General features: G+C 64.4%; 17 protein-coding genes. 7 read left to right on the top strand and 10 right to left on the bottom strand.

What is annotated here, in order from left to right:
* Nucleotides 1-78: 78 nt before the first annotated feature.
* From ACFSDX_RS20305 to ACFSDX_RS20295, 3 genes are all read left to right on the top strand, one after another.
* Nucleotides 79-405: a recombinase family protein gene (locus ACFSDX_RS20305; RefSeq protein WP_382318232.1), complete on the top strand. Its 327-nt coding sequence runs from the start codon at nt 79-81 to the stop codon at nt 403-405.
* A gap of 71 nt (nt 406-476) precedes the next feature.
* Complete coding sequence (locus ACFSDX_RS20300) at nt 477-4,547, top strand: PAS domain S-box protein (protein WP_382316900.1); 4,071 nt, start codon at nt 477-479, stop codon at nt 4,545-4,547.
* Between the two features lie 144 nt (nt 4,548-4,691).
* Nucleotides 4,692-5,081, top strand: a complete 390-nt coding sequence (locus ACFSDX_RS20295) for a response regulator (protein WP_382316898.1) — start codon at nt 4,692-4,694, stop codon at nt 5,079-5,081.
* On the opposite strand, the gene ACFSDX_RS20290 is transcribed toward ACFSDX_RS20295, so the two are convergent.
* Together ACFSDX_RS20290 and ACFSDX_RS20285 are read right to left on the bottom strand one after the other, a co-directional pair.
* On the bottom strand, nt 4,993-5,721 hold the full coding sequence (locus ACFSDX_RS20290) for an esterase family protein (protein WP_382316896.1): 729 nt from the start codon (nt 5,719-5,721) through the stop codon (nt 4,993-4,995). The two genes, ACFSDX_RS20295 and ACFSDX_RS20290, sit on opposite strands and share 89 nt — an antisense overlap.
* A 56-nt stretch (nt 5,722-5,777) precedes the next feature.
* Nucleotides 5,778-6,386, bottom strand: coding sequence for a GDSL-type esterase/lipase family protein (locus tag ACFSDX_RS20285; RefSeq protein WP_382316894.1), 609 nt, complete (start codon nt 6,384-6,386; stop codon nt 5,778-5,780).
* A gap of 365 nt (nt 6,387-6,751) precedes the next feature.
* On the opposite strand from ACFSDX_RS20285, the gene ACFSDX_RS20280 reads away from it, so the two are divergent.
* Nucleotides 6,752-7,732, top strand: a complete 981-nt coding sequence (locus ACFSDX_RS20280) for a Na/Pi cotransporter family protein (protein ID WP_382316892.1) — start codon at nt 6,752-6,754, stop codon at nt 7,730-7,732.
* Between the two features lie 807 nt (nt 7,733-8,539).
* Here the strand turns inward: ACFSDX_RS20280 and ACFSDX_RS20275 are convergent.
* From ACFSDX_RS20275 to ACFSDX_RS20245, 7 genes are all read right to left on the bottom strand, one after another.
* Nucleotides 8,540-9,616 carry a hypothetical protein gene (locus tag ACFSDX_RS20275; RefSeq protein ID WP_382316890.1) on the bottom strand — a complete coding sequence of 359 codons (1,077 nt, stop codon included), beginning with the start codon at nt 9,614-9,616 and terminating at the stop codon, nt 8,540-8,542.
* Nucleotides 9,617-9,810: 194 nt separating this feature from the next.
* A complete protein-coding gene (locus tag ACFSDX_RS20270) occupies nt 9,811-12,456 on the bottom strand; it encodes a PEP/pyruvate-binding domain-containing protein (RefSeq protein ID WP_382316889.1) in 2,646 nt (881 codons plus the stop codon).
* Nucleotides 12,440-13,348: a UbiA prenyltransferase family protein gene (locus ACFSDX_RS20265; protein WP_382316888.1), complete on the bottom strand. Its 909-nt coding sequence runs from the start codon at nt 13,346-13,348 to the stop codon at nt 12,440-12,442. Before ACFSDX_RS20265 ends, ACFSDX_RS20270 begins: the two co-directional genes overlap by 17 nt.
* A 376-nt stretch (nt 13,349-13,724) precedes the next feature.
* Complete coding sequence (locus tag ACFSDX_RS20260; RefSeq protein ID WP_382316886.1) at nt 13,725-14,135, bottom strand: DUF6691 family protein; 411 nt, start codon at nt 14,133-14,135, stop codon at nt 13,725-13,727.
* 9 nt (nt 14,136-14,144) lie between these two features.
* A complete protein-coding gene (locus ACFSDX_RS20255; RefSeq protein ID WP_382316884.1) occupies nt 14,145-14,705 on the bottom strand; it encodes a YeeE/YedE family protein in 561 nt (186 codons plus the stop codon).
* A gap of 285 nt (nt 14,706-14,990) precedes the next feature.
* Nucleotides 14,991-15,236 (bottom strand): hypothetical protein, encoded by a 246-nt coding sequence (locus tag ACFSDX_RS20250; protein WP_382316882.1) that lies wholly within the window; start codon nt 15,234-15,236, stop codon nt 14,991-14,993.
* Between the two features lie 162 nt (nt 15,237-15,398).
* The gene (locus ACFSDX_RS20245; protein WP_382316880.1) at nt 15,399-15,815 is read right to left on the bottom strand and encodes a DUF6960 family protein; all 417 of its coding nucleotides are present in this window, start codon (nt 15,813-15,815) and stop codon (nt 15,399-15,401) included.
* Nucleotides 15,816-16,133: 318 nt separating this feature from the next.
* On the opposite strand from ACFSDX_RS20245, the gene ACFSDX_RS20240 reads away from it, so the two are divergent.
* On the top strand, nt 16,134-18,029 hold the full coding sequence (locus tag ACFSDX_RS20240) for an alpha-amylase family glycosyl hydrolase (RefSeq protein ID WP_382316878.1): 1,896 nt from the start codon (nt 16,134-16,136) through the stop codon (nt 18,027-18,029).
* Nucleotides 18,030-18,119: 90 nt separating this feature from the next.
* On the opposite strand, the gene ACFSDX_RS20235 is transcribed toward ACFSDX_RS20240, so the two are convergent.
* The gene (locus ACFSDX_RS20235; protein ID WP_382316876.1) at nt 18,120-18,779 is read right to left on the bottom strand and encodes a nitroreductase family protein; all 660 of its coding nucleotides are present in this window, start codon (nt 18,777-18,779) and stop codon (nt 18,120-18,122) included.
* A gap of 136 nt (nt 18,780-18,915) precedes the next feature.
* On the opposite strand from ACFSDX_RS20235, the gene ACFSDX_RS20230 reads away from it, so the two are divergent.
* Complete coding sequence (locus ACFSDX_RS20230) at nt 18,916-20,754, top strand: glycosyltransferase (RefSeq protein WP_382316874.1); 1,839 nt, start codon at nt 18,916-18,918, stop codon at nt 20,752-20,754.
* A 136-nt stretch (nt 20,755-20,890) separates the two neighbouring features.
* A complete protein-coding gene (locus ACFSDX_RS20225) occupies nt 20,891-21,808 on the top strand; it encodes a DUF4198 domain-containing protein (RefSeq protein WP_382316872.1) in 918 nt (305 codons plus the stop codon).
* Nucleotides 21,809-21,890 lie beyond the last annotated feature (82 nt).

Genomic DNA, 21,890 nt, shown 5'->3' with positions numbered 1-21,890 from the left:
GGCTCGAAACCCAACAAACGGCGGTAGTCAGCTTCCTCAAAGGGGACCAGCCGCAGGGCGAATATGTCGAGGTGGAGAGTGGTAAAAAGAATCAGCGACCTCAACTACTCGCTGCTACAGCCGCGGCGCGCGGCGGGTGGAGTGCTGCTCATTGCCAAGCTCGACCGCCTTTCCCGCAACGCGAGTTTCATCCTAACGCTGCGCGACTCGGGCGTGGACTTCGTCTGTTGCGACATGCCCGATGCGAACACCCTTACCGTGGGCCTCTTCGCGGTGGTCGGTGGCCCCAAACGCGTAGCTTCCGACGCGCTTATCCCATGCAACGGCGGCACGTTCACACCTGTTTTTTCATTCGCCCACGGGCTTCTTCCTACGGTTCAGGTTACCGTGCCAAGGCGCCGCTGAGGGAATAAAATGTGCGTAAGCTTGTGGAACACAACGCCCCCGTTGTGCTTTTTCGCGCCGCCCGCTTTCGCATGAACCCGTCCGCTAACAGCCCCACCGAGCGGCCCGGCCACCGCTCGCCGCCTGGCCCCGCACACAACCCGTCTGCCCCCGACTACTACCACGCCCTCTTCAATAGCACGGACCAGGGCTTCTGCGTGCTGGAGTTGCAGTTCGACGCCACCGGGCAGACCGTGGTGGATTGCATCTACCGGCAGGCGAACCCGGTATTTTCTCAGCAGTCGGGCATTCCGATGGACGTAGTCGGCCGAAGCGCCCTGGAAGTGATGCCCGACCTGGAGCACTTCTGGTTCGACACCTACGGCCGGGTGGCGCGCACCGGCGAATCGGAACGCCTGGAGCAGTACGTGCCGCCGGTGGGCCGCTGGTTCGACGTGCACACCTTCCGGGTCGGGGGGCCGGGCAGCCGCGAGGTCGGCGTGCTCTTCCACGACGTCACGGCCCGCAAGCAGGCCGCCGCCACCGACGCCTTCCGCCTGCGGCTGGCCGACGCGCTAGGCCCGCTGAGCGACCCGGTGGCCATCCAGGAAGCGGTGACGCGCCTGGCCCAGCAGCACTTCGCCGCCGACCGCTGCTATTACGTCGAAATCGAGGGCGGCCTGGGCATTATCCGGCGCGACGCCGCCGCCGATGGACTGCCCTCGCTGGCCGGCACCTACCCGTACGCCGACTTTGCCCTGCTGCAAGCCGTCTTTCAAGCCGGCCGGCCGTTCAGCGTACGCGATGTGCGCCAGGACGCGTCGGTGGACGAGACCCTGCGCCAGCTCTGCGTGCAGCTACAGCTGATTTCGTACCTCGACGTGCCCATCCTCAAAAACGGGCAGCCGGCCGGGGTGCTGTGCCTAGTGCAGAGCCAGCCCCGCGACTGGACCGCCGCCGAGCTTACCCTGGCCGCCGAAGTAGCCGAGCGCACCTGGGCCGCCGTGGAGCGCGCCCACGCCGAAGCGTCCCTGACGCAGTCGGAAGCGAAGTACCGCTCCTTGTTTGACTCCATCGACGAGGGCTTCGCGACCCTAGAAGTGCTGTTTGACGCGGCGGGCCAGGCCACTGACTACCGCATTCTGGACATGAACTCTGCCTACGAGAAAGCAATGGGTATGCCGCGTACCGCGGTGGGCCAGCGGGTGCGGGAGCTAGTGCCCGAGGCGGAGGAGGCCATGCTGCGGCGCTACGGCGAGGTGGCGCTCACCGGCGAGCCCGTCCGCTTCGAGCAGCACGTGGCCGCGCTGGGCCGCTGGTTCGACGTGTTCAGCTCCCGAATGGGCGGCGCCGGCAGCCGCACCGTGGCCTGCGTCTTTACCGACATCACCGCCCGCAAGCAGCAGGCGCAGCAGCAAGCATTCCTGCTCCGGTTTTCCGATGCCTTACGGGCGGAAACGAGTGCCACCAGCGTGGTGTACCAGGCGCTCGGTATGCTCTGTGAGCAGTTGCGGCTCGACCGCTGCTACGTCGGCATTTACGACCTGGCGGGGGACCGCGGCATTTTCCCCCACCAAGTGGGAAACGACCGGATACCGCCCCTGCCCGCCGAGGTTCGCTTGTCCGATTTTCCCGACGCCCTGCGGGTCGCCCACGACCAGACGTTGCGCATCGACGACCTGGCCCAAACCGAAGGCCTTTCCGACACGGACCGGCAAAACCTGGGGGCCCTAGGTATGCGGGCCCTCGTGGCCGCTTCGCTGCGCCGCGGTGCCGACGGGCCGCAGTGGTCCATTGTCGCCTTGTCGGCGGACGTGCGGCACTGGACGCCGGGCGAGGTGGCCCTGCTCGAAGAAGCCACCGAGCGCACCTGGGCCGCGGTGCAGCGGGCACAGGCCGAAGAGGCTCGGCGCCAGTCGGAGGAGGAATTCCGCCTGCTGGTCACGACCACCTCCGACACGGTGTACCGCATGAGCGCCGACTGCACGCAGCTGGAGCAGCTCCTCGGCAAAGACTTTCTGGCCGATACGCTGAGTCCCTCCCGCACCTGGACGACTCAGTACATCCCGGACGAGGACCAGCCGCGGGTGCAGGCCGCCATCGCCGACGCCATCGCCCGCAAAGGCCCGCTGGAACTGGAACACCGCGTGCAGCAGGCCGACGGCACCGTGGGCTGGGCGCATTCGCGGGCCGTGCCCGTGCTCGACGCGCAGGGCGAAGTGACGGGCTGGCTGGGCGCGGCCACCAACATCACGGCCAGCAAGCAGGCCGAGGAGGCGCTGCGCGAATCGGAAGCGCGGTTTCGCGCCGTGGCCAACCTGGTGCCCGACTTGCTCTGGCGCAGCACCCCCGACAGCGACACCACCTGGTACAACCAGCGGTGGTATGAATACACGGGCCAGACGCCCGCTGAAGCCGCCCGCTACGGCTGGACGAACGCCATTCACCCCGCTGACCGGGCCGCCTCGAGCCACCGCTACCACACGGCCGTGGGCAGCGGCCAGGCGCTGCGGCAAGAGCACCGCATTCGCTCGGCGCAGGGCGAGTACCGCTGGTTTCAGGTGCAGGCCCTTCCCCTGCGCAACGAGCACGGCACGGTCACGGCCTGGTACGGGGCCGCGACGGACATCCACGCCCGCAAGCTGGCCGAGGAGGACTTGCGCCACGCCGAAGAAAGCCACCGCGCCGAGCTAGAGCAGCAGGTGGCTGCGCGCACCCAAGAGCTGCGGGAAAGCCGCGACCTGCTGCACGGCATCGCCGAGTCACAATCGGCTTCCATCAGCGCCTTTAAAGCCGTTCGTGACGAGCACGGCCGCGTCGTGGACCTAGAATACGTCTTCGTCAACACCCCCACCCAGCAGATTGCGGGCGGGCGGCCGCTGGTGGGCCGGCGCTACCTAGAAGAGTTTCCGGAAGCAGAAAACGCCGGCTTTCTAGATTCCTTCCGCCGCGTGATTGAAACCGGGGTCGGCGAGGACCGGGAGTTGCCGTACCACGACGACAAACTCACGGTCTGGTTTCGCAGCAACGCCACCAAGCTGGACGACGGCGTGCTGGTGGTGGGCGAAGACGTCACCCCCCGCAAGCAGGCCGAGCAGGAGCGCCTGAAAACTTTACGCCTGCTGGAGCAAGCCGAAGCCGTGGCCGGCCTGGGCAGTTGGGACTACGACCGGCTGAGCCAGGAAGTCCGGTGGTCGGAGGGCATGTACCGGCTGTTCGGGTTGCCGGTGGGGCAGCCGGTCCGCCCCGACATCTACCTGCAGTTCGTCGTGGACGAAGACCGGGTCCGGGCCGAGGACCTAGTGCGCCACGTGCAAACGGGCGACGGCAACTTTGAGGAAACCCTGCGCCTGCGCGTGGGCGAGCAGTTGAAAACCGTGCGCATCAAGTCCGTGGTGCTCCACAACGAGGCCGGCCAGCCCGTGCGGGTACTGGGCGTGGACCTAGACATCAGCCAGCTGCAGCGCCTGGAGGACGACAACCTGCGCCTGCGCCTCACCCAGCAGCAGGCCCTGTTCGAGGCCGTGCAGGCCGCCCAGGAGGAAGAGCGCCGGCGCATGGCCGAGAGCCTGCACAACGGCATTGGCCAGATGCTCTTCGCCACCAAGCTGCGCCTCGACCAGCTCCACGCCCCGGTGCTGCACACCCTGCCGGCCCTGGCTGCCGCCCGCAATGAGGCCGACCAACTGCTGAGCGAAGCCATCCGCCAGACCCGAGCGCTCTCGCACGAGCTGGTACCGCTGGCCCTGAAAGAGTTTGGCCTAGTGCAGGCTTTACTAGATATCGGCCGCAAGATGAGCACGCCCCAGCTGCAGCTGCGCAGCCAGGTGGTGTATGACGAGGACGCCGCCCCGCTCAGCGCGGCGCTACAAATGGCCCTCTACCGCATGGCCCAGGAGCTGGCCCAGAACATTGTGAAGCACGCCACCGGCGCTACCGAAGCCAGCCTGGAGCTGGAAACCATGCCCGGCTGGGTGCTGCTGCGGGCCGAGGACAATGGCGCGGGCTTTACCCCGGAGTCGGCCGAGCGCCCTGGTTTGGGCCTGCGCAGCATCCGCGACCGGGTGGCCCTGCTCGGGGGCCAAGTGAACACAGGGGCCGCGGCAGCCGGTGGGGCGTACGTCCGCATCCGCATCCCGTTATTCGATTCTCCTTCGCTATGATACGCTTGTGTCTCGTCGACGACCACGCCGTGTTGCGCTTCGGCTTGCGCCCTCTTCCAGCAGCAAGCCGAAGCGTAGGTGGTGGGCGAAGCCGAAAACGGCGCGCAGCTGCTGTCCTAGCTGCTCGCTGCGTCTTGCGACGCGGTGCTGCTCGACTTGCACCGGCCTAGACTCGACGGGCGGGCCACCACCCAGCGCCTACGTGCCGAGTTTCCCGCGGTGCGCGTGTTGATACTCTCCCCGAACGACCATGCCCTCGCCATTGGGCAGGTGATGGCGGCCGGCGCCCAGGGCTACGTGCTGAACAACGCGAGCCACGATGAAATCCTGGTGGGCATACGGGCCGTGGCGGCCGGTAAGCGCTTCCTAGGCTCCGAACTGGGCCTCACTATGCTCGGCAAGGTGCTGCCCACTGAAACGGAGCCCACCAAGCCCACCGACGGCTTCACAGGTATAGCTGCACCATACGCTGCCAAGCGAGCGGCGTGTGGGCTTCCCCGGGCCATACGTGTAGCTGGTGGTCAATATTTTTAGCCCAGAGTTGCTGGTCCAGCACGCAGTTATCTACCAGAAAGGCGTCTTCAGCCCCGACTATCAGCTTGATATCGAGTCGCCGAAGGTGGCTCAAGTAGAAGTCGTCGTGGAGGTTAGGCAGAAAGCGGTTGGGAGAATTTAGATACACGTTTTGGTCGACGTAGCCCTGAAATAAATCCCCGAAGCAACCCATGGCTTGCGTCAGGTCGTAGCGCCCGCTCATGCCCACCACTTTGGCAAAGAGCTGTGGGGAGCGAAACGCCACGTTCACCGCGTGGAAGGCGCCCATGCTGCACCCCGCCGCCATCAGGCACGGGTCGGGGTTGAGGTGGCGGGTTAGGGGCACTACTTCGTCCAGCAAGTACCGCTCGTACTGTAAGTGCCGCTGGATGCGTTCGGCCGGGTGCTTGGCCCGGCAATACAAGCTTTCGGCATCCACGCTATCCACGCAGTAAAGCTGCAAATCGCCCCGCTCAAGCCGGGGCCGCAGCGCCTCGACCACCCCCCAGCTTTCGTAATCGAAGAAGCGGGCTTTGCGGGTAGGAAAAAACAGCACCCGCGCCCCCGCGTGGCCGAAGACCAGCAGCTCCATCTGCCGACCTAGGGCCGGGCTCCACCATTGTCGGTACTCGCGGCGCATAAATCTTGCTGGTAAGTAAGCTAGGGGCGAAACGCAAGCGGTGCAGGTAGCCTACCTCACGCAGGTAGCAACCCCATTTGGCTAAGCTGCCAGCCGATGGCCTGCCGCCAGCGGGCGTAGCCAGCCGGAGACAGGTGCAGCCCATCGGCCTCGTAGAGTGTCGGCTGCGGCTTGCCCTGCCCATCGAGCATGGCCGGGTAGAGGTCAAGAAAATAGTAGGGTGGCCCCAGCGCCGCGATGCGCTGCTGAATGCAAGCGTTGGCGTACTGAATGTGCTCGCGCAGGTAATGCCGGGCCGGGCTGGGCTTGATGGAGATAAAGCACAGCGGGATAATCCCTAGGTGCGCTTTGCTAACCGCGAGCAGCTGCTCAAAAAACAGCACTACCTCCTCGGGTGTGCGCCCGTCGCCTAGGTCGTTATCGCCCGCGTACACCACCAGCGCCGCAGGTTGCTGCCGGGGTACTACGCGCTCAAAAAACCAAGCGCAAGCCGCCAATGTCGAGCCGCCGAAGCCTAGGTTAACGGCTGGTAGCTGCGGAAAATCCTGCGCTAAATTGGGCCAGCGCGTAAACGTGGAGCTGCCGTAGAATACTACTTTCGGCTGCGCCGCCCTCGCGCTGGGTAGCTGCTCCAGCCGCTGAATCTCCTCTTCATACCACTGCATAGGCGGCGGGCACTTGGCTAGTTGAGTAGCAAAGGTCGGCCCGCATGAAGTCCGCTAGGTTACCCTTTTGTCAAGTCTGGGTAATGAGTGCGGGCGGGCGATAGCGAGGTGATTTAGTTAAGTCAGCCAGTTTGAGGACGTAATTGAAAGTACAATGCCGTGCTTTGAAGCGCAGCACGCAGAGCTATTAAGCGCTAAATTTTCTTAAGTTAAGGCGCAGATTACCAGCTAGTATTAGGTACGTCAAAGCTGAAGCTGCTAGTGGCGGATAACTGCCTTCACAATTTCATCATGAGGCAGATTCAGCGCGGAATTTACCAATTACGTTGGTGAGGAGCAGCGATTACTCCAACGCATCTACCCCTATGACGTCCTCCGCGTGGTCAATTGCCTTACTGGCCAGTACCGGCCTGGTGCTGTTTCTCTACGCCGTGAGCCGGCTAGCCCTCTCGCTGCGCCACCTGGCGGGGGAGCGGGTGAAAAGCTGGCTCGACCGCTTCACCAAGTCCGTGCCCGCTGCCATTCTCACGGGCACCGTCGTGACGACCCTGCTCGATTCCTCGTCCGTGGTCATTATTTTGGCCATTGCCCTAGTAAGTGCCGGGGCGCTACCATTTCGCAATTCGCTGGGAGTAGTGTTAGGCGCCAATATCGGCACTACCATTTCCAGCCAGCTCTTCGCCTTCGACCTGGGCCAGTACGCGGTGGTGGCCATGCTGCCGGGCTTACTACTGCTCTTTTTCAGTAAAAAGCGGGCGGGGCGGGCCAGTGGCCGCGCCCTGTTTTGCTTCGGGCTGCTGTTTTTTAGTTTATTCCTGATTGGCGAGGCAGCAGCCCCACTCAAGGACTACCAGGGCGTACAGGCTTGGCTACTTAAACTCGAAAACCCGGTGCGCGGCGCGGGGGCGGGGGCACTGCTCACCCTGCTTATTCAGTCTTCCTCGGCTACGCTAGGCATGGTCATTAAGCTAGCCGCGAAAGGCTTGGTCACGCTGCCCGCCGGCATTGCCGTGATGCTGGGCGCTGAGTTAGGCACCTGTTCGGATACGCTGCTGGCCACGATTGGCCGTGGGCGGGCCGCGCTGAAAACGGGGTTATTTCACCTGGGCTTCAACGCTATTTCCATCACGTTAGGCTTGCTGCTCATCCAGCCGTTCACTGCTTTGGTGCTGCTGGTGGCCGGCCACGCCGATGTGGCCCGGCAAATAGCCCACGCCCACGTGCTGTTCAACTTGGCGGGCGTATTACTCTTTGCCCCATTAGTGCCGCTGTGCCAGCGCTTGCTCGACGCCTGGCTCCCGGACCAAGCACAGCCGGCTCCGGCCCTGGCGGTAAAGACCGCTTGACGCAGCAGTATCGCCTAATGGCCAAGCAGCAAGTGGAAACCCCTGACATGTCTGCACCGACCATCATACGGGTAAGGTGAAAACTTAACATGGCAAAGTGACAAACTAGCCGGGGTGATTGCCCACTTTTCCTTATTTTTGCGGTCGTACTCAGCTTCTCTTCGTCTTGGTCCAGGAAATTCTTCTGGTCTCGAATTCATCTCTTCCCATGACTTCCTTGAACACTAGTACCGCCGAAGAACCTATCCTCGCGGAGGAACGTCGCGACAACCGCATCGTGGCCTTGGTCATGAGCGCGACGGTACTTGTATCCCTGGTGCTGCTTTACGCGCACTAGCCGTAGCCAACAGCCAAGCGGCGGCAGCTAGTAGACCGTGCCCCCACCGGCTGATGCAGGAGGAGCGGACGAGGGGCAAGAAAAAATGTAGCTGCTAGCCCCTGTGGCTCCTTCACCCTATTACCCCTGCCGCTAGCTCTGGCTATGACGCTGCGCCGCTTCCGCCTGCTCTCCCCTAACCTCCTCCCAGATACTAAGCCGGTTGCAAGTGGAGCATCAGGCGTTCTGAAGCTCGACAGTAGTGGCGGCGGCCGCTACTTCATCGGGCGTTAAATTCTGTAAGGAATTATGTAGTCGAAAGCCAGCCCGCTCGCTACGAGCACATTAAACGCCTGGGCGAGCACCCTTTTTCCAGCCCGGTGGAAGTACAGCCCAATGGGCCACGCAGCCTGCGAAAGCCGCTGAAAACGGCTTAGCACACTTTTATACCCCTGCTGCTACAAGAAAGCCGCTATGAACAGATTTAGTCACTACTCACTACTGACCTCGCGCTCGAACAGCGCGTAGTGGGCTACCTCGGTGGGCAGGTTTTTGAGGAAGCGCAGCGAGCGATTGTCGCGGCGCATGAGGCAGAAAATTACGTCGTCGTAGTGGGCGCGAAACTCCTGCATGGCGTAGGCCGCCAGCAGGGCTTGCAGGCCCTGGCCCTGAAAATCGGGGTGCACGCCCACGGTTTTGGCCAGCAAGGTGCGGGTAGTGAGGCGCGGGTAGTCGCGGGCGTACACGGGGTGCTCGCTGATGGCCCGGCCCAGCGCGTGGTAGTTGGGCTGGCACAGGCTGAGGGCCGCCAGCCGCCCGCTCGGCTGGTGCCGAAACAGCACCGAGGCGTGCGGGCACAGCCCCTCGGCGTAGGCGTGGTTGTAGAGCACCCGAAACTGCGCCTTGCTTACGGCGCGGTAGGCGGGGTTTTGGCCAAAAATCTGCTGGATGAGCTCGAAAATCTCGTCCTCTAGCTCGTCCCACACGGGCGGCGTGAGGGCGATAAACTCGAACGGCAGCTGGTGCAACTGCTCCTGCACGGTGCGCTGCTGCTCGTACACGAGCGGCACATCCTGGGCCAGCAGGTGGTGGCTTTCGAAGGTGAGGGCCGGCTGAAAGCCGAGCTCTTCGAGCATGCCGGGGTAGTAGGGCGGGTTCACGGGCTCGCGGTTGAACTGCCGCCACGAGGGCACCGCGCCCAGGCGCAGCCGGTAGCGGAAGTAGGTGCTGAAGTGCAGCGGCCCCTGCACCACCCGAAACCCCCGCGCCGCGGCATCCTGGTAGAGCTGGTCGAAGGCGACCTGATTGAGCAGTAGCGCGCCCGAGGTTTCCCAAAACCCAAAGTACGCGACCTCGCCCCCGGCCTTGGGAAACAAGCCCGCGAGCCGCATATTCCAGTGGTCGGTGTAAAAAACGATGTCGTGGGTGGCCGCCAGCTGGGCGCAGAGCTCGGCGGCGGACTCATCGTCGGGGGCGTAGCCCAGGCCGGCATAGGGCTGCCGGCCCACAGTATCGAAGCTCGCGGGCAGCTCGCCGGTGTAGGGCAAGCGGTCTAAAAAAACGGACATGAGGGGGCTAGGAGAAGTAGTTTTCAAAAGCGAAAGGCAGGCAATAGAAGAGCGGCCGTAGCAGCCGGCTGGGGTTGCCAGCCGGCCGCTACACGGTAAGGATAAGTACTAAATAATCAGGGCAAACCTAGCGCCAGCCAACGGCGCCGCGGCCCCTAATGTAGTAGCGCTATACGCATATTCCTAGGCGGAGATTATTCGGCGGTTACTTCCACCTCGCCGGTGCGCCCGTCGAGACGCACGCGCTGCCCGCTGCGCAGGTGCTGGGTGAGGCCGGGCACGTTGATGATGGTGGGAATGCCGAGCTCGCGCAGCAAAATGACGGAGTGTGACAGCGCCGAGCCACGCTCGATGAGCACCGCCCGGCACCCCGGGAACAGCGCCGCCCAGCCGGGGTCGGTGCGCAGGGCCGCCACGATGCGCCCGCGCACGGCCCCTAGGTCGGCCTGCGCAGGGTCGGTGATGACGACCACCTCGCCGCTCACCTGGCCGGGGTAGCAGCCGGTGCCGCGCAGGCGGCCATCGGCGGGCGCCGCGGCCTCGGGGGCGGCTACCGGGCGGGCGGGCACCACCAGCCGGCCCGCCGGGGCCAGGGCGGCCCGGTAGGCGGCCAGCTCGGCCTGGCGCTGGGCCGCCAGCGCGGCCCACTGCGGCCCGCCGGCCCGGGCGGCGCTGGCCAGCTCAGCTTCGGTTAGCAGAAAAACATCGAGCGGCGCGCCTAGGGTGCCCGCCGCGGCCAGGCGCTGCCCCAAGGCCCGGTAGGCCGCCCGGTACATGCCAAAGAGGCGGGTGCGCTCGAGGCGCAGGGCCTCGCGGCGGGCCACGGCTTGGCGCAGTGCGGCTAGGCTGCCGCGTACCTGCCGCGCGCGCCACCAGCCCCGGCCGCTGAGCCGCGCCGTGAGCTCGGCCGCCGCCTGGGCAGGCAGCGACGCGGGCGCCGTGGCGGGCGCCGCCGGGGGCGCCAAGTAGGCTACCAGGTAGCGATAAAAAAGCGCCTCGCTGGTGCGCATGGTTTCGGTTTCGAGCTTGAGCTCGCCCATGGTGCGGTCGCCGTAGTGGGCCACGTAGTGCCGCACCCGCTCGTGAAAGGCCGGTGCCAACCGCGCCACCTGGGCCGGCAGCTCGGGGCCAGGGTTTTCGAGCAGGGGCAGCAGTGCCGGAAACTCCTGCCGGGCCAGCTCGCCCAGCTCGCGCAGGGCCAGGGCGGGCAGCAGGCTGGCCAGGGGCTCGGCGGCCGCGCCGGGCCCGGCCGGACTACCGGCCAGGTAGCGGCTCAGAAACTCGTCCGGGTCGGCCACGCCTAGGTGGGTTAGGTGGCGGGTGGCCGCGCCGTGGGCCATCATCACCCGAAAGTCGTTGATAATGGGCGTAGTCCAGCGCGTGAGCAGGGCCTCGTTGAGGTGCTCGATTTCGCGCAGCAGCTCGGCCGCGCCCAGGGTGGCCAGCGGCAGCTGGTAGAAGCGCTGGTACTCGGCCTCGCAGCGCGCCTGAAACGCCCGCACCTGCCCCGGCAGGCGCGCAAACTCGCCCAGCAGGCGGCCTAGGGTCAGGGCCAGGCGGGGCAGCAGGGCTAGGCGCTGAGCCAGCGTCTTGCGCTGGTCGCGCACGAAGTCCACGGGTTCGAGCACGCCCATCATGCGCTCCATATCGGCCTTGCTCTGCCGGAAATTGGGCAGCAGCAGCAGGCCGCGGTACCAGTTATTGAGATTATAGTAAATGCGCCCTTGCTGCAAAGCCAGCAGGTTGGTAATCACGGGCTCGTGGGCGGCCACCACGGCGGCGGGCAGCCCCAAAGTGCGCATGGTTTGGCGGTACACGGTGGCGTAGGCGCGCTGCGCAAAGCTGAAGGTGAGCGGCGTCGTCACGCCGCAGTAGCTTTCCTGAATGTTGGCGTTGTCGTACGCCACCACTTCGGGCACGGGCTGGGTCAACGGCCGGGCCTGCACCAGCCAGAGCCGGCCAGCTTCGTCCTGGGCAAACTCGATGTCCTGCGGGCCACCTAGGGCCGCTTCGAGGCGCTGGCCGAGGTGGTAGAGTTCGGCCAGGGTGATGGTAGAGAGCAACGTAGCGGTGGCTACGGCGGCTGGGCTGGCAACCGCATAAGGGGCACTTTTCGCTGGCAATAAATCTAAAGCTGCTACCTCCACCACTTCGCTGGCCACCTGCGCCACCAGCTGCCCATCGGCTTTGCCCAGGTAATATTCTTCCGGCACCAGCTGCCCGTTTACCAGGCCCTCGGCCAGCCCGGCCACGGCGTGGATAGCCATTTCCTGCGGGTATTCGGGGAAGGTGGTGAAAAGCACGCCCGCCGCCCGCGCGGCCACCTGGCGCTGCACCACCACGGCGGGCCGGGCGGCCAGCGGCAGGCCGCGCTGACGGCGGTAGGCCAGGGCCCGCTCGGAGTAGGCGCTGGCCGCCACCCGCGCCACGGCCGCCAGCAGCGCCGGCCAGTCGGCCACGTGCAGCACGCTGTCCATCAGGCCGGGGAAGGCCGCGGCGCCGCCGTCCTCATCGGCCACTGACGAGCGCACCGCCACCGGCTGCCCGGCGCCAAAGCCCCAGCCGGCCAGCACCGCCCGCAGCGCGGCCTGGGTAGCAGTTGGCACCTCGAAGCTACCCAGGCGCGCCCGGCGCTCGGCCAGGCCGGCCGCGGTGGTGGGCAGGCCCGCCAGCCCGGGCTCGAATAAAGCCGTGGGCAGCACCACAAACGCGGGCACCGGCGCGCCCAGCGCCCGTAGGCGCAGCATACCGGCGCCCTTGCCGCCTAGGTGCGCCGCGGCGTGGGCGGGCGGCATCAACTGGCTTTCGGGAATGAATAACCCGTTATTTTCCAAGGCCATAGACTTCGGCCAGCACGGCCAGGTAAGAGGTGAGCATGACGAGCGACACTATTTTTTCGGCCTGGCGCAGGCGCGCCTCGCGGGGGCGGCGGGCGGCCGTGCTATAGAGTGCCAGGCCCGCCGCCAGCAGCAGCCACAGCGCGGCGTAGGCGGCCGGGCGGGCGTGCAGCCCGCGCAGCAGCAGCGCCTGCACGGCCCCGCCGGCCAGCACTACCGCCACCGTGAGGGTGAGGGCCGGCCCGTAGCCCAGCGCTTTCGAATAGGAATCGACGCCCGCCCGCTCGGCGGCCGGGGCGTGCAGCTTGCGCGCCAGCTCAAAGCCAAAGCCCCCCAGCAAGCTCAGCAGCAACAGCAACAACAGGTGCTCTGCGCCGAAGGCCAGGCGCGGCACGTAGGCCGAAAACAACCACAGTATCACCAGCGGCATGATGAGCAGGTGCAACGCGGCGTAGAGCACCAGCCGCCCGCGCAGCCAGGCGCCCACCCCAAACTCCACCCGCATGAGCAGGCTGTAGCCTAGGGCCGCGGCCCAAAGCAGGAGCGTGTCCGCGCCCTGCGCGGCCGACCAGCCCAGCTCCAGCACCGCGCCGGCCCAGGCCAGGGCGCGCAGCTGCGGCAGCGTTACGCGGCCGGTTTGCAGCACGCGCTGCGGGTGGTTGCGGGCATCCTGGGCGAAGTCTTTTTCCTCATCAAACACCCGCAGGCGGAAGAAAAACGACACGGTGGCCAGCGCGCCCAGCGCCGCCAAGGCCAGCCCGCCCGCGGGCCGGGGCGAGTGCTGAGCGACCGCGCCGGCCACGGCCCGCACGGTGCAAAACAGCACCACAAATAGCCCCATGTTGACGGGGGCAAACCGCTCGTGCAGGTAGGCGCCTAGGTTGCGAAGCTTCATGGGCCGAAGTAACGGCGCGCACCCCCGGCAAAAACAGGAGATTTGTGCGGAAGCGGGAGTTCACACACCAATTAGTCTTGCGTGCAAAATACTGTTATTTAGCATCTTGCATGACCAACAATTAGACTTTAGATAATTACTACTGAGGCGCCGCGGCGGTTCACCTAGGCTCTTTGGCCGGCAGTTGGGCAAGGCCAACCCCGGCGCCCGCCGGGCCAGTTGGCACGGGCATTTGCCGGCGTCAGTAAAACCGTGCTGCCGCCGGTTGGCGCGCAAACCGGGTTAGGGCATCGGCAAGGATTTTAGGTGACCTAGGTGGCTGGCTAGGCGGCGCCGGGCTTGAAGGAGGCGCCCGGGCGGGTACCGCCGCCGGCCGCTAGTGGGGCAGCTTTTCGCGCAGGGCGCTGTAGGTCCAGGTACCAGCCAGGGCGGCCAAAATCAGCACCACCGCTGCGCCGCTGCCGCTGCCCAGCTGCGCGAATATCGGGCCGGGACAGGCCCCGGTGAGCGCCCAGCCCAGGCCGAAAAGAAAGCCCCCAATCCAGACGCCGTGGCTGAATTTCTTGTCGGCAATGACGATGGGCTCCCCATTAATTGTTCGGAGGTGGAAGCGTTTGATGAGCTGAATGGACACCAGGCCCACCAAAATAGCCGAGCCGATGACGCCGTATAGGTGGAAGCTCTGGAAGCGGAACATTTCCTGAATCCGAAACCAGCTGATGACTTCGCTTTTGGTGAGAATAATGCCGAAGAGCGTGCCCAGCACCAAGTATTTAAAATATTGCACAGCAAGTAATTAGAACAGCAGTGGATAAATCAGCCAGGTCATGACCAGGCCGCCGGCAAAGAAGCCGACCACGGCCACCAGCGACACCCATTGCAGGTTGGACAAGCCCGAAATGGCGTGGCCCGAGGTGCAGCCGCCTGCGTAGCGCGTGCCGAAACCCACCAGAAAGCCGCCCAGCACCAGAAATACCCAGCCCCGCCAGTTGGCCAGGTTGCGGAGGGCAAACAGCTCCTGGGGCAGCAGACCCGAGAAATCGGTGAGGTGCATTTCGGCCCGTAGGTCGCGCACCGTGGCGGGCGAGATGGCCACCGCGGCGGGGTGGCCCAGCAGCCGGTAGCCGATAAAACCGCCCAGCGCGATGCCCAGCACAAACACCAGGTTCCAGGTTTCAGCCCGCCAGTTGTAGCGCAAAAACGGGATGCCCGCCGGCACGCAGGCCGCGCACACGTGGCGCAGCGCGCTACTGATACCTAGGGCCTTATTGCCCACGAGCAGCAGCGCCGGCACCGTGAGGCCAATGAGGGGCCCGGCCACGTACCAGGGCCAGGGCTGTTTGAGAAGGTCGAGCATAACTTATTAAACAAGAGGGCGAAATAGCCGCAGCACTCGCGGACTTTTAGTCCGCGAGTGCTGCGCGCTGGCCGGTCGAGAGTACTTTACAGTTCACGGCCTCGCCCAAATTCAGCACCTAGGTATCGTATCAGGTGGGGCGGTGGCTACCGGCTACTGAGCGGTAGCTGCCAGCGCAGCGCAACACCACCGGCTTAGCGGTCGAAGCCGCTGCACGAACCCGCTCGCGCAGCAGCATACTGAGCAAACTTTATTATTCCCAACTGACCAACTCAGCGCGACCACCTAGAGGCCAGCCGGCAGCCGCACCAGGGCTAGGTAGTCGCTGAGGCCGCTGGGCTGCTCGAAGACGTGGATGAAAAGGATGGCCTCCTCGCCCGCGCTGCGCCACACCTCGGCGTAGAAATTACCGATGGCGTAGAGACTCAGGCGGAAGCTGTCTTCGGAGCGCTCGGCCAGGGCGTGGCCGTACTGGGCCAGGTGCTCGGCCTGGCGGCGCTGGTGCAGGGTTTTGAAAGTGGCGCAGGTCATGGCTTAGGTTACCGAAGTTACGACGGGGCGCGAAAACCCGCCGGGCTACCTTCGCGGCCGTCGGCGACGTTTTTTACTATTCGTTTTTAGTCATTCGTTGCGAGCTGTTTGTTAGTTATTTACAACACAAAAAACGAAAAACTAACAACGCAAAACGAAACGCTACTTCTCGACTTTGCGCAGCGCGTCGCCCTCAAATACCTGGGCCACTTTGCGCTTGCGCTCGACCAGCTGGAAGGTGGCGCGGTCCTCGCTTTCGCTCCAGAAAATATCGGACACTAGGCCGCGATGGGCGGGGCGGCCGGCGGGCGGGGCCACCTCCTCCACGAGGTCGCCGAAGCCGAAGGGCGGCTTGTTGTAAATCTCTTTGAACAGCTCGCCGCGCACCAAGAACTGCTGCTCGTCGTAGCGCAGCGTTATCCAGTCGCTGTCGTCATCGAGGTCGCTCACTTTCTCAAACACCTTGCCCACCGGGTGCAGCCACTCGAAAGTGCGGCGGTTGGCGGGGTGCAAATAACTATAGCCGTAGTCGGGCGACCAGGCATACAAACCAAAAACAACGGGGCGCGGGCGGGGCATAACTCGATAAAACAGAAAATTCAGGACCTAGGAATAGGTCAAACCGGAAAGTCGGCGCCCTGGTTGCCGGCCGAGGCCGCGGCGGCGCCCCTAAAGGCCCCCGGCGCCCCCGCACTGGCCTGCTAGCGCGGGTGGCACGGCCGGCGCCGGGCGGGCCTACCCAGGGCCAGAAGTAAGCGCCGCTCAAGGTATTAGCCAAAGCGGCACCGTAGCCGGCGCTTCTTTTATATCCTAACAAGATTAGATTGCGTATAAGAAGGACTTTAACTGGCCGCGCCAGGAGGCTTCATTGGGAAGCCGACGGTGCGGCTTTTTTTTATGCCTACTCCTACCTTGTCTAAGCCCACTCCTTCCCGGGCATCTACTGCTTCGAAATCGACGAAAGCCACTACTACCAAGCCGAAGACCGCGGCCCCTACCACTCCCAGCCAGGCGCCGGTGCGCGACGGTTTCGGGGCACTGGTCCATCCCGAGGGCACCACGTTTCGGGTCTGGGCCCCGGCCGCCAGCGCCGTGTCGGTTATCGGCACTTTTAATAATTGGGATAGCAAAGCCAACCCTTTGCAGGCCGAAGACGGTGGCAACTGGGCCGCCGACCTGCCCGGCGTGCAAGCCGGCGCGGGCTACAAGTATGTGCTGACCACGCCGGCCGGCGAGCTCACCCGCAACGACCCCTACGCCCGCGCCGTCACCAACTCGGCGGGCCATTCGCTGGTGTTCGACCCCCTGGATTTTGACTGGGAAGGCGACCGCTTTCAGATGCCGGCCTGGAACGACCTTGTTATTTACGAGTTGCACATCGGCACCTTCAACGTGAAAGAAGAAGGCCATCCCGGCACGTTCCGCGACGTGATTGAGCGCCTAGGGTACTTGCAGGAGCTGGGCGTGAACTGCATCGAGATTATGCCGGCCACCGAGTTTCCGGGCGCGTACTCGTGGGGCTACAACCCCTCGAACCCCTTCGCGCTGGAAAGCGAGTACGGCGGTGCCGAAGTCTTCCGCGAGCTCGTGAAAGCCGCCCACCAGCACGGCATAGCCGTGATTCTGGACGTGGTGTACAACCACTTTGGCCCCGGCGACCTCGATTTGTGGCAGTTTGACGGCTGGCAGGAGGGCGACGGTGGTGGCATCTACTTCTACAACGACTGGCGCGGCGAAACGCCCTGGGGCCACAACCGCCCCGACTACGGCCGCCCCGAGGTGCGCCGCTACATCCGCGATAATGCCCTGATGTGGCTGGAAGACTACCACTGCGACGGCCTGCGCATGGATGCCATTGCCTTCATTCGCAATGTAAAAGGCGAGGAAGACCCCGGCGCCGACCTGCCCGACGGCTGGAGCCTGATGCGCTGGGTGAACGAGGAAATTAAGAGCCGCCAGCCCTGGAAAATCACGATTGCGGAGGACCTGCGCGGCAACCCCGCCATTACGGCGCCCACCGAGCACGGCGGCGAGGGATTCTCGGCCCAGTGGTCGGCCTCGTTTATCTACCCCATCCACCAGGCCCTGACGGCTATAGAGGACCGCGACCGCGATATGCACGCCGTAAGCCGCGCCGTGTGCACGCACTACAATGGTGATGCCTTCCAGCGCGTTATCTACACCGAAAGCCACGACGAAGTAGCCAACGGCAAAAGCCGCCTGCCCGAGGAAATCGTGCCCGGCAACGTGGAGGACTATTACGCTAAGAAGCGCATGGTGCTCGGCGCCAGCCTAGTATTCACCGCGCCCGGCATCCCGATGCTGTTCCAGGGCCAGGAGTTTCTGGCCCCCGGCTCGTTCAACGACACCGAGCCGCTGGAGTGGGACTGGGCCGGCCGGCACGGCGGCATCACGCAGCTCTACCGCGACCTCATCGCGCTGCGGCGCAACCAGCGCGGCACCACGGCCGGCCTGCGCGGCCAGGGCTGCCAGGTGTTCCACGTCAACAACGACGCCAAGGTCATCGCCTTTGCCCGCTGGGAAGACAGCCCCGAAAATGCCACGGTCGTTATTGCCAACTTTGCCAACGTAGCCCACGAAGGCTACACCATTGGCCTGCCCGGCGCCGGCGAGTGGAATATCCGCTTCAACTCGGACTGGGCCGGCTACGATGCTGATTTCCTGAACTTCCCGTGCTTCGGCACCCAGGCCCAGGGCGGCGACTACGATGGCTTGCCGCAGCACGGCAGCTTCGCGCTCGGCCCGTATGCCGTGGTGGTGCTGTCGCGCTAACAACCAATGCGTGAATGAGTGAGGGGGTGAATGAGTGAATGACCAACGTCCATTCACTTATTCACCCCCTCACTCATTCACGCATTAAATTTAAACCGGCGCTTGGTCGTAGCGCTCTTCTTCGGGCTGGGGCCAGCCGCCTTCGAACATGAACTCAGCCAGCGGCTTGCGGGTGCGGGGCGCTAGCTCGCGCTGTTGCAATGGCTCGGGCAGGGCCTCTACCTCGCCGGGGTAGCCGATGGTAAACACCGACACCACCTCGTACTCGGCAGGCACCTGGAAGGCGGCGCAGGCGGCCTCGGCCGAGAAGCCCGCCATCTGGTGCACCTGCACGCCCAGCTCGGCGGCCTGGATGGCCAGCGTGGCCACGGCCTGGCCCACGTCGTGCCGGCCCCAGCTGTTGGGATTGCCATCGTGCGAGAACGTGGTTTTGGCGAGGCTCAGGGCCAGCACGGGCGCCTTTTTCACCCACGCCTGGTTGAACTCGGCTAGGGTACCCAGGATTTTCTGGTACGCCTCGGGGCTGCTGGCCTGGCTACCCACGATGAAGCGCCAGGGCTGCTCGCCAAAGCACGAAGCGGCCGAGCCGGCGGCCGTAAACAGCTGCTGCAAGGTCTCGGCACTCACGGGCTGGCTAGTGTAGGCGCGGGGGCTGCGGCGCTGCGTGAGCTGAGGCAAAATAGGAAACTCGGTCGGGAGAACGTTGGTGGTGTCGGACATGACGAAGAAAAAAATGAGGGTCGGGGGCATAACAGACAATTACTAGGTAGATGTTTTGGCAACCACCCAGGGCCAGCCTAGGTAAAGAAATTTATCGCTTACTTGCCCGCGCGCTTCGCCGGGCGGCTTACCTTTCGCCCGGCTTTTTTGTCTATCCCACCCGCCTATGCAGCCCCACCCCCACGCCCCCGACGTTCTCTTCCCCAATTCTCTCCTGATTGAAGTCGCCTGGGAGGTCTGCAACCAGGTGGGCGGCATCTACACCGTTATCCGGTCCAAGGTGCCCGCCACCGTGCCCGCCTGGGGCGACCGCTACTGCCTGCTGGGGCCCTATTTTCCGCAGCAAGCCCAGGGCGAGTTTGAGAGCTACGACGACGACCAGCTCGCCACCATGGACGACCCCTATGCCCGCGCCGTGCGCACGCTGCACGAGCAGGGCTACGATATCTGCCTGGGTGCGTGGCTGATAACTGGCCGCCCTAGGGCCGTGCTCATCAACCCGTTTCAGAATTACAACCGCCTAGGTGAGTTGAAAGCCGACCTCTGGCGCGACCACCAGGTGCCCATGCCCGACAACGACGACCTGCTGCACCAAGTGGTGGCTTTCGGCGACCTGGCGCGGGTGTTTATCGAAGAAGTAGCCCGCCAGACCGTGGGCCAGTACCAGGTCATCGGCCACTTTCACGAGTGGATGACGGGCGTGGCCATTCCCGAATTGCGCCGCCGCCAGGTGCCGGTGCACCTCGTGTTTACGACGCACGCCACGCTGCTGGGCCGCTACCTGGCCATGAACGACCCCAATTTCTACGACCACCTGATGCTCGTGGATTGGCGCACCCAGGCGCGGCACTTCAACATCGAGCCCGCCGTGAGCATGGAGCGCGCCGCTGCCCATGGCAGCCACGTCTTCACCACCGTGAGCGAGCTCACGGTGCGAGAGTGCATTTATCTGCTGGATAGAATCCCGGACGCGGTGCTGCCGAATGGCCTAAATATCGAGCGCTTTGTGGCTTTGCACGAGTTTCAGAACCTGCACAAGACGTACAAGGATAAGATTCACGAGTTCGTGATGGCGCACTTTTTCCAGAGCTATTCCTTCGACCTCGACCAGACAATTTACCTCTTCACCTCAGGCCGCTACGAGTACCACAACAAAGGCTTCGACCTGACCCTGGAGGCCCTGGCTCGCCTCAACCACCGCCTCCAGCAGAGCGGTTTGGAAGGCCAGGTAGTGATGTTTTTCATCACCAAGCGACCTTACACCAGCATTAATCCGCTGGTGCTGCAAAGCCGCGCCCAGCTCGACGAGGTGCGCGAAACCTGCCGCGCCATCGAGGAGCAGGTGGGTGAGCGCCTCTTCTATGCCGCCGCTGCCAGCCAAGACCACCGCCTGCCCGACCTTGACAGCATGGTGGACGACTACTGGAAGCTGCGCTACCGCCGCGGCCTGCAAAGCTGGAAAACCTCCCAGCTGCCGTCCGTCATCACCCACAACCTGGTAAACGACCAGGACGATGATATCCTGAACTTCGTGCGGCAGGCTAACCTGGTGAACAACAAGCACGACCGGGTTAAAATCGTGTACCATCCTGACTTCGTGAGCACCACTTCGCCGCTGTTTGGTATGGATTACGGGCAGTTTGTGCGGGGCTGCCACATGGGCGTGTTTCCGAGCTACTACGAGCCCTGGGGCTACACCCCGCTCGAGTGCGTCGCCCGTGGCGTGCCAGCCATCACCTCCGACCTCTCGGGCTTTGGCGACTACGTGCAGAAAAACGTGACCGAGCACGAGGACAAGGGCATTTTTGTGGTGCGCCGCCAGGAGCGCAGCTTCGACCAGGCCGCCGAGGAGCTCACCGAAATGCTCTGGAACTTCGTGCTCCTGAGCCGCCGCGAGCGCATCAGCCAGCGCAATCGCGTTGAGAGCTCGGCCGACATTTTCGACTGGAAAAACCTGCGCGTGTACTACGACCGGGCCTACGCCCTGGCCCTGGAGCGGCAGTAGATATGCAGCGGCGCCCTAGGTAATAGTCTACCCACGTTTGTCATTGCGAGGAGGAACGACGAAGCAACCTTTCCTTTTACGTTAGCAGACGTTCGCTAAGTAGAAAGGATGAGTTGCTTCGTCGTTCCTCCTCGCAATGACAAGCGGCACTATTCCATTCAAACTTATCCTAGGTGGCCTTTTGCTCGCCACCACCGCCGCCCTCGCCAACGAATTCTGGTTGCAACCCGCCAGTTACCGGGTGGCCGTGGGTGCGCCGGTGCCGCTGCGGCTGCTGGTGGGCGCTGACTTTGCGGGTGCCGCGTGGGCCCGGCCCACGCGGCGCGTGCGGCGTTTTGTGCACCTAGGGCCCACCAGCCTGGCCGACTCGGCCGACCTGCGGCCGGCGCTGCTGGCCGACTCGGTGGCGCCGACCCTGACGTGCCGCACGCCGGGCACGCACGTGGTAGTACTCACCAGCGCGCTGACTTTTAGCGAGTTGCCGGCCAATAAGTTCACTGCCTACCTGCGGGCTCAGGGCCTAGATAAGGCTCTGCTCTACCGCCAGCAGCAGGGCCAAACTACTAAACCCGGCCGCGAAGCCTACCGCCGCTGTGCCAAAGCGCTGGTGCTGGCCACCGCCAGCCCTAGGGCCCCCGGCAGCCCTGCCGACACCACCTACCGCCGCCCTCTCAACCTGCCCCTAGAGCTGGTGCCCGAGCAAAACCCCTACTACCTGCGGCCGGGCGCGGCCCTCACGCTGCGCGTGCTGCAACACGGCCAGCCCGTGCCCGGCGCGCTGGTGCACTTTTGGGATGCCAGCCCGGTAGCCGCCGGTGGCCGGGGCCCAACTGTAGCGGCCCGAACACACTATTTTTCAACCCGTGCCAACAATAACGGCCGCGTGTTGTTACGCTTGTCCGGTAGTGGACCTTACCTGGCGGCGGCTACCTATTTGGAAGCCGCGCCAGCCGAGCTAACCTCCCAGGCCGATTGGCTAAGCACTTGGGCTACGCTCACCTTTGGCGGGCCCGGCGCCCCTACGGACGGGCCTACTAGCCTCTTCCGTAAATAGCTACTACTGAATATCTTAAAATTGACTGCCCGGCAATTTCTAATTTCTTCCTACCTTCGTCTCTCGCATCCTAATTTTTGCT

The sequence above is a fragment of the Hymenobacter bucti genome (assembly GCF_042681145.1).
GTDB lineage: Bacteria > Bacteroidota > Bacteroidia > Cytophagales > Hymenobacteraceae > Hymenobacter > Hymenobacter bucti.
Note: the sequence above shows the minus strand (reverse complement) of the source record. Positions and strands in the feature narration are given on the sequence as shown.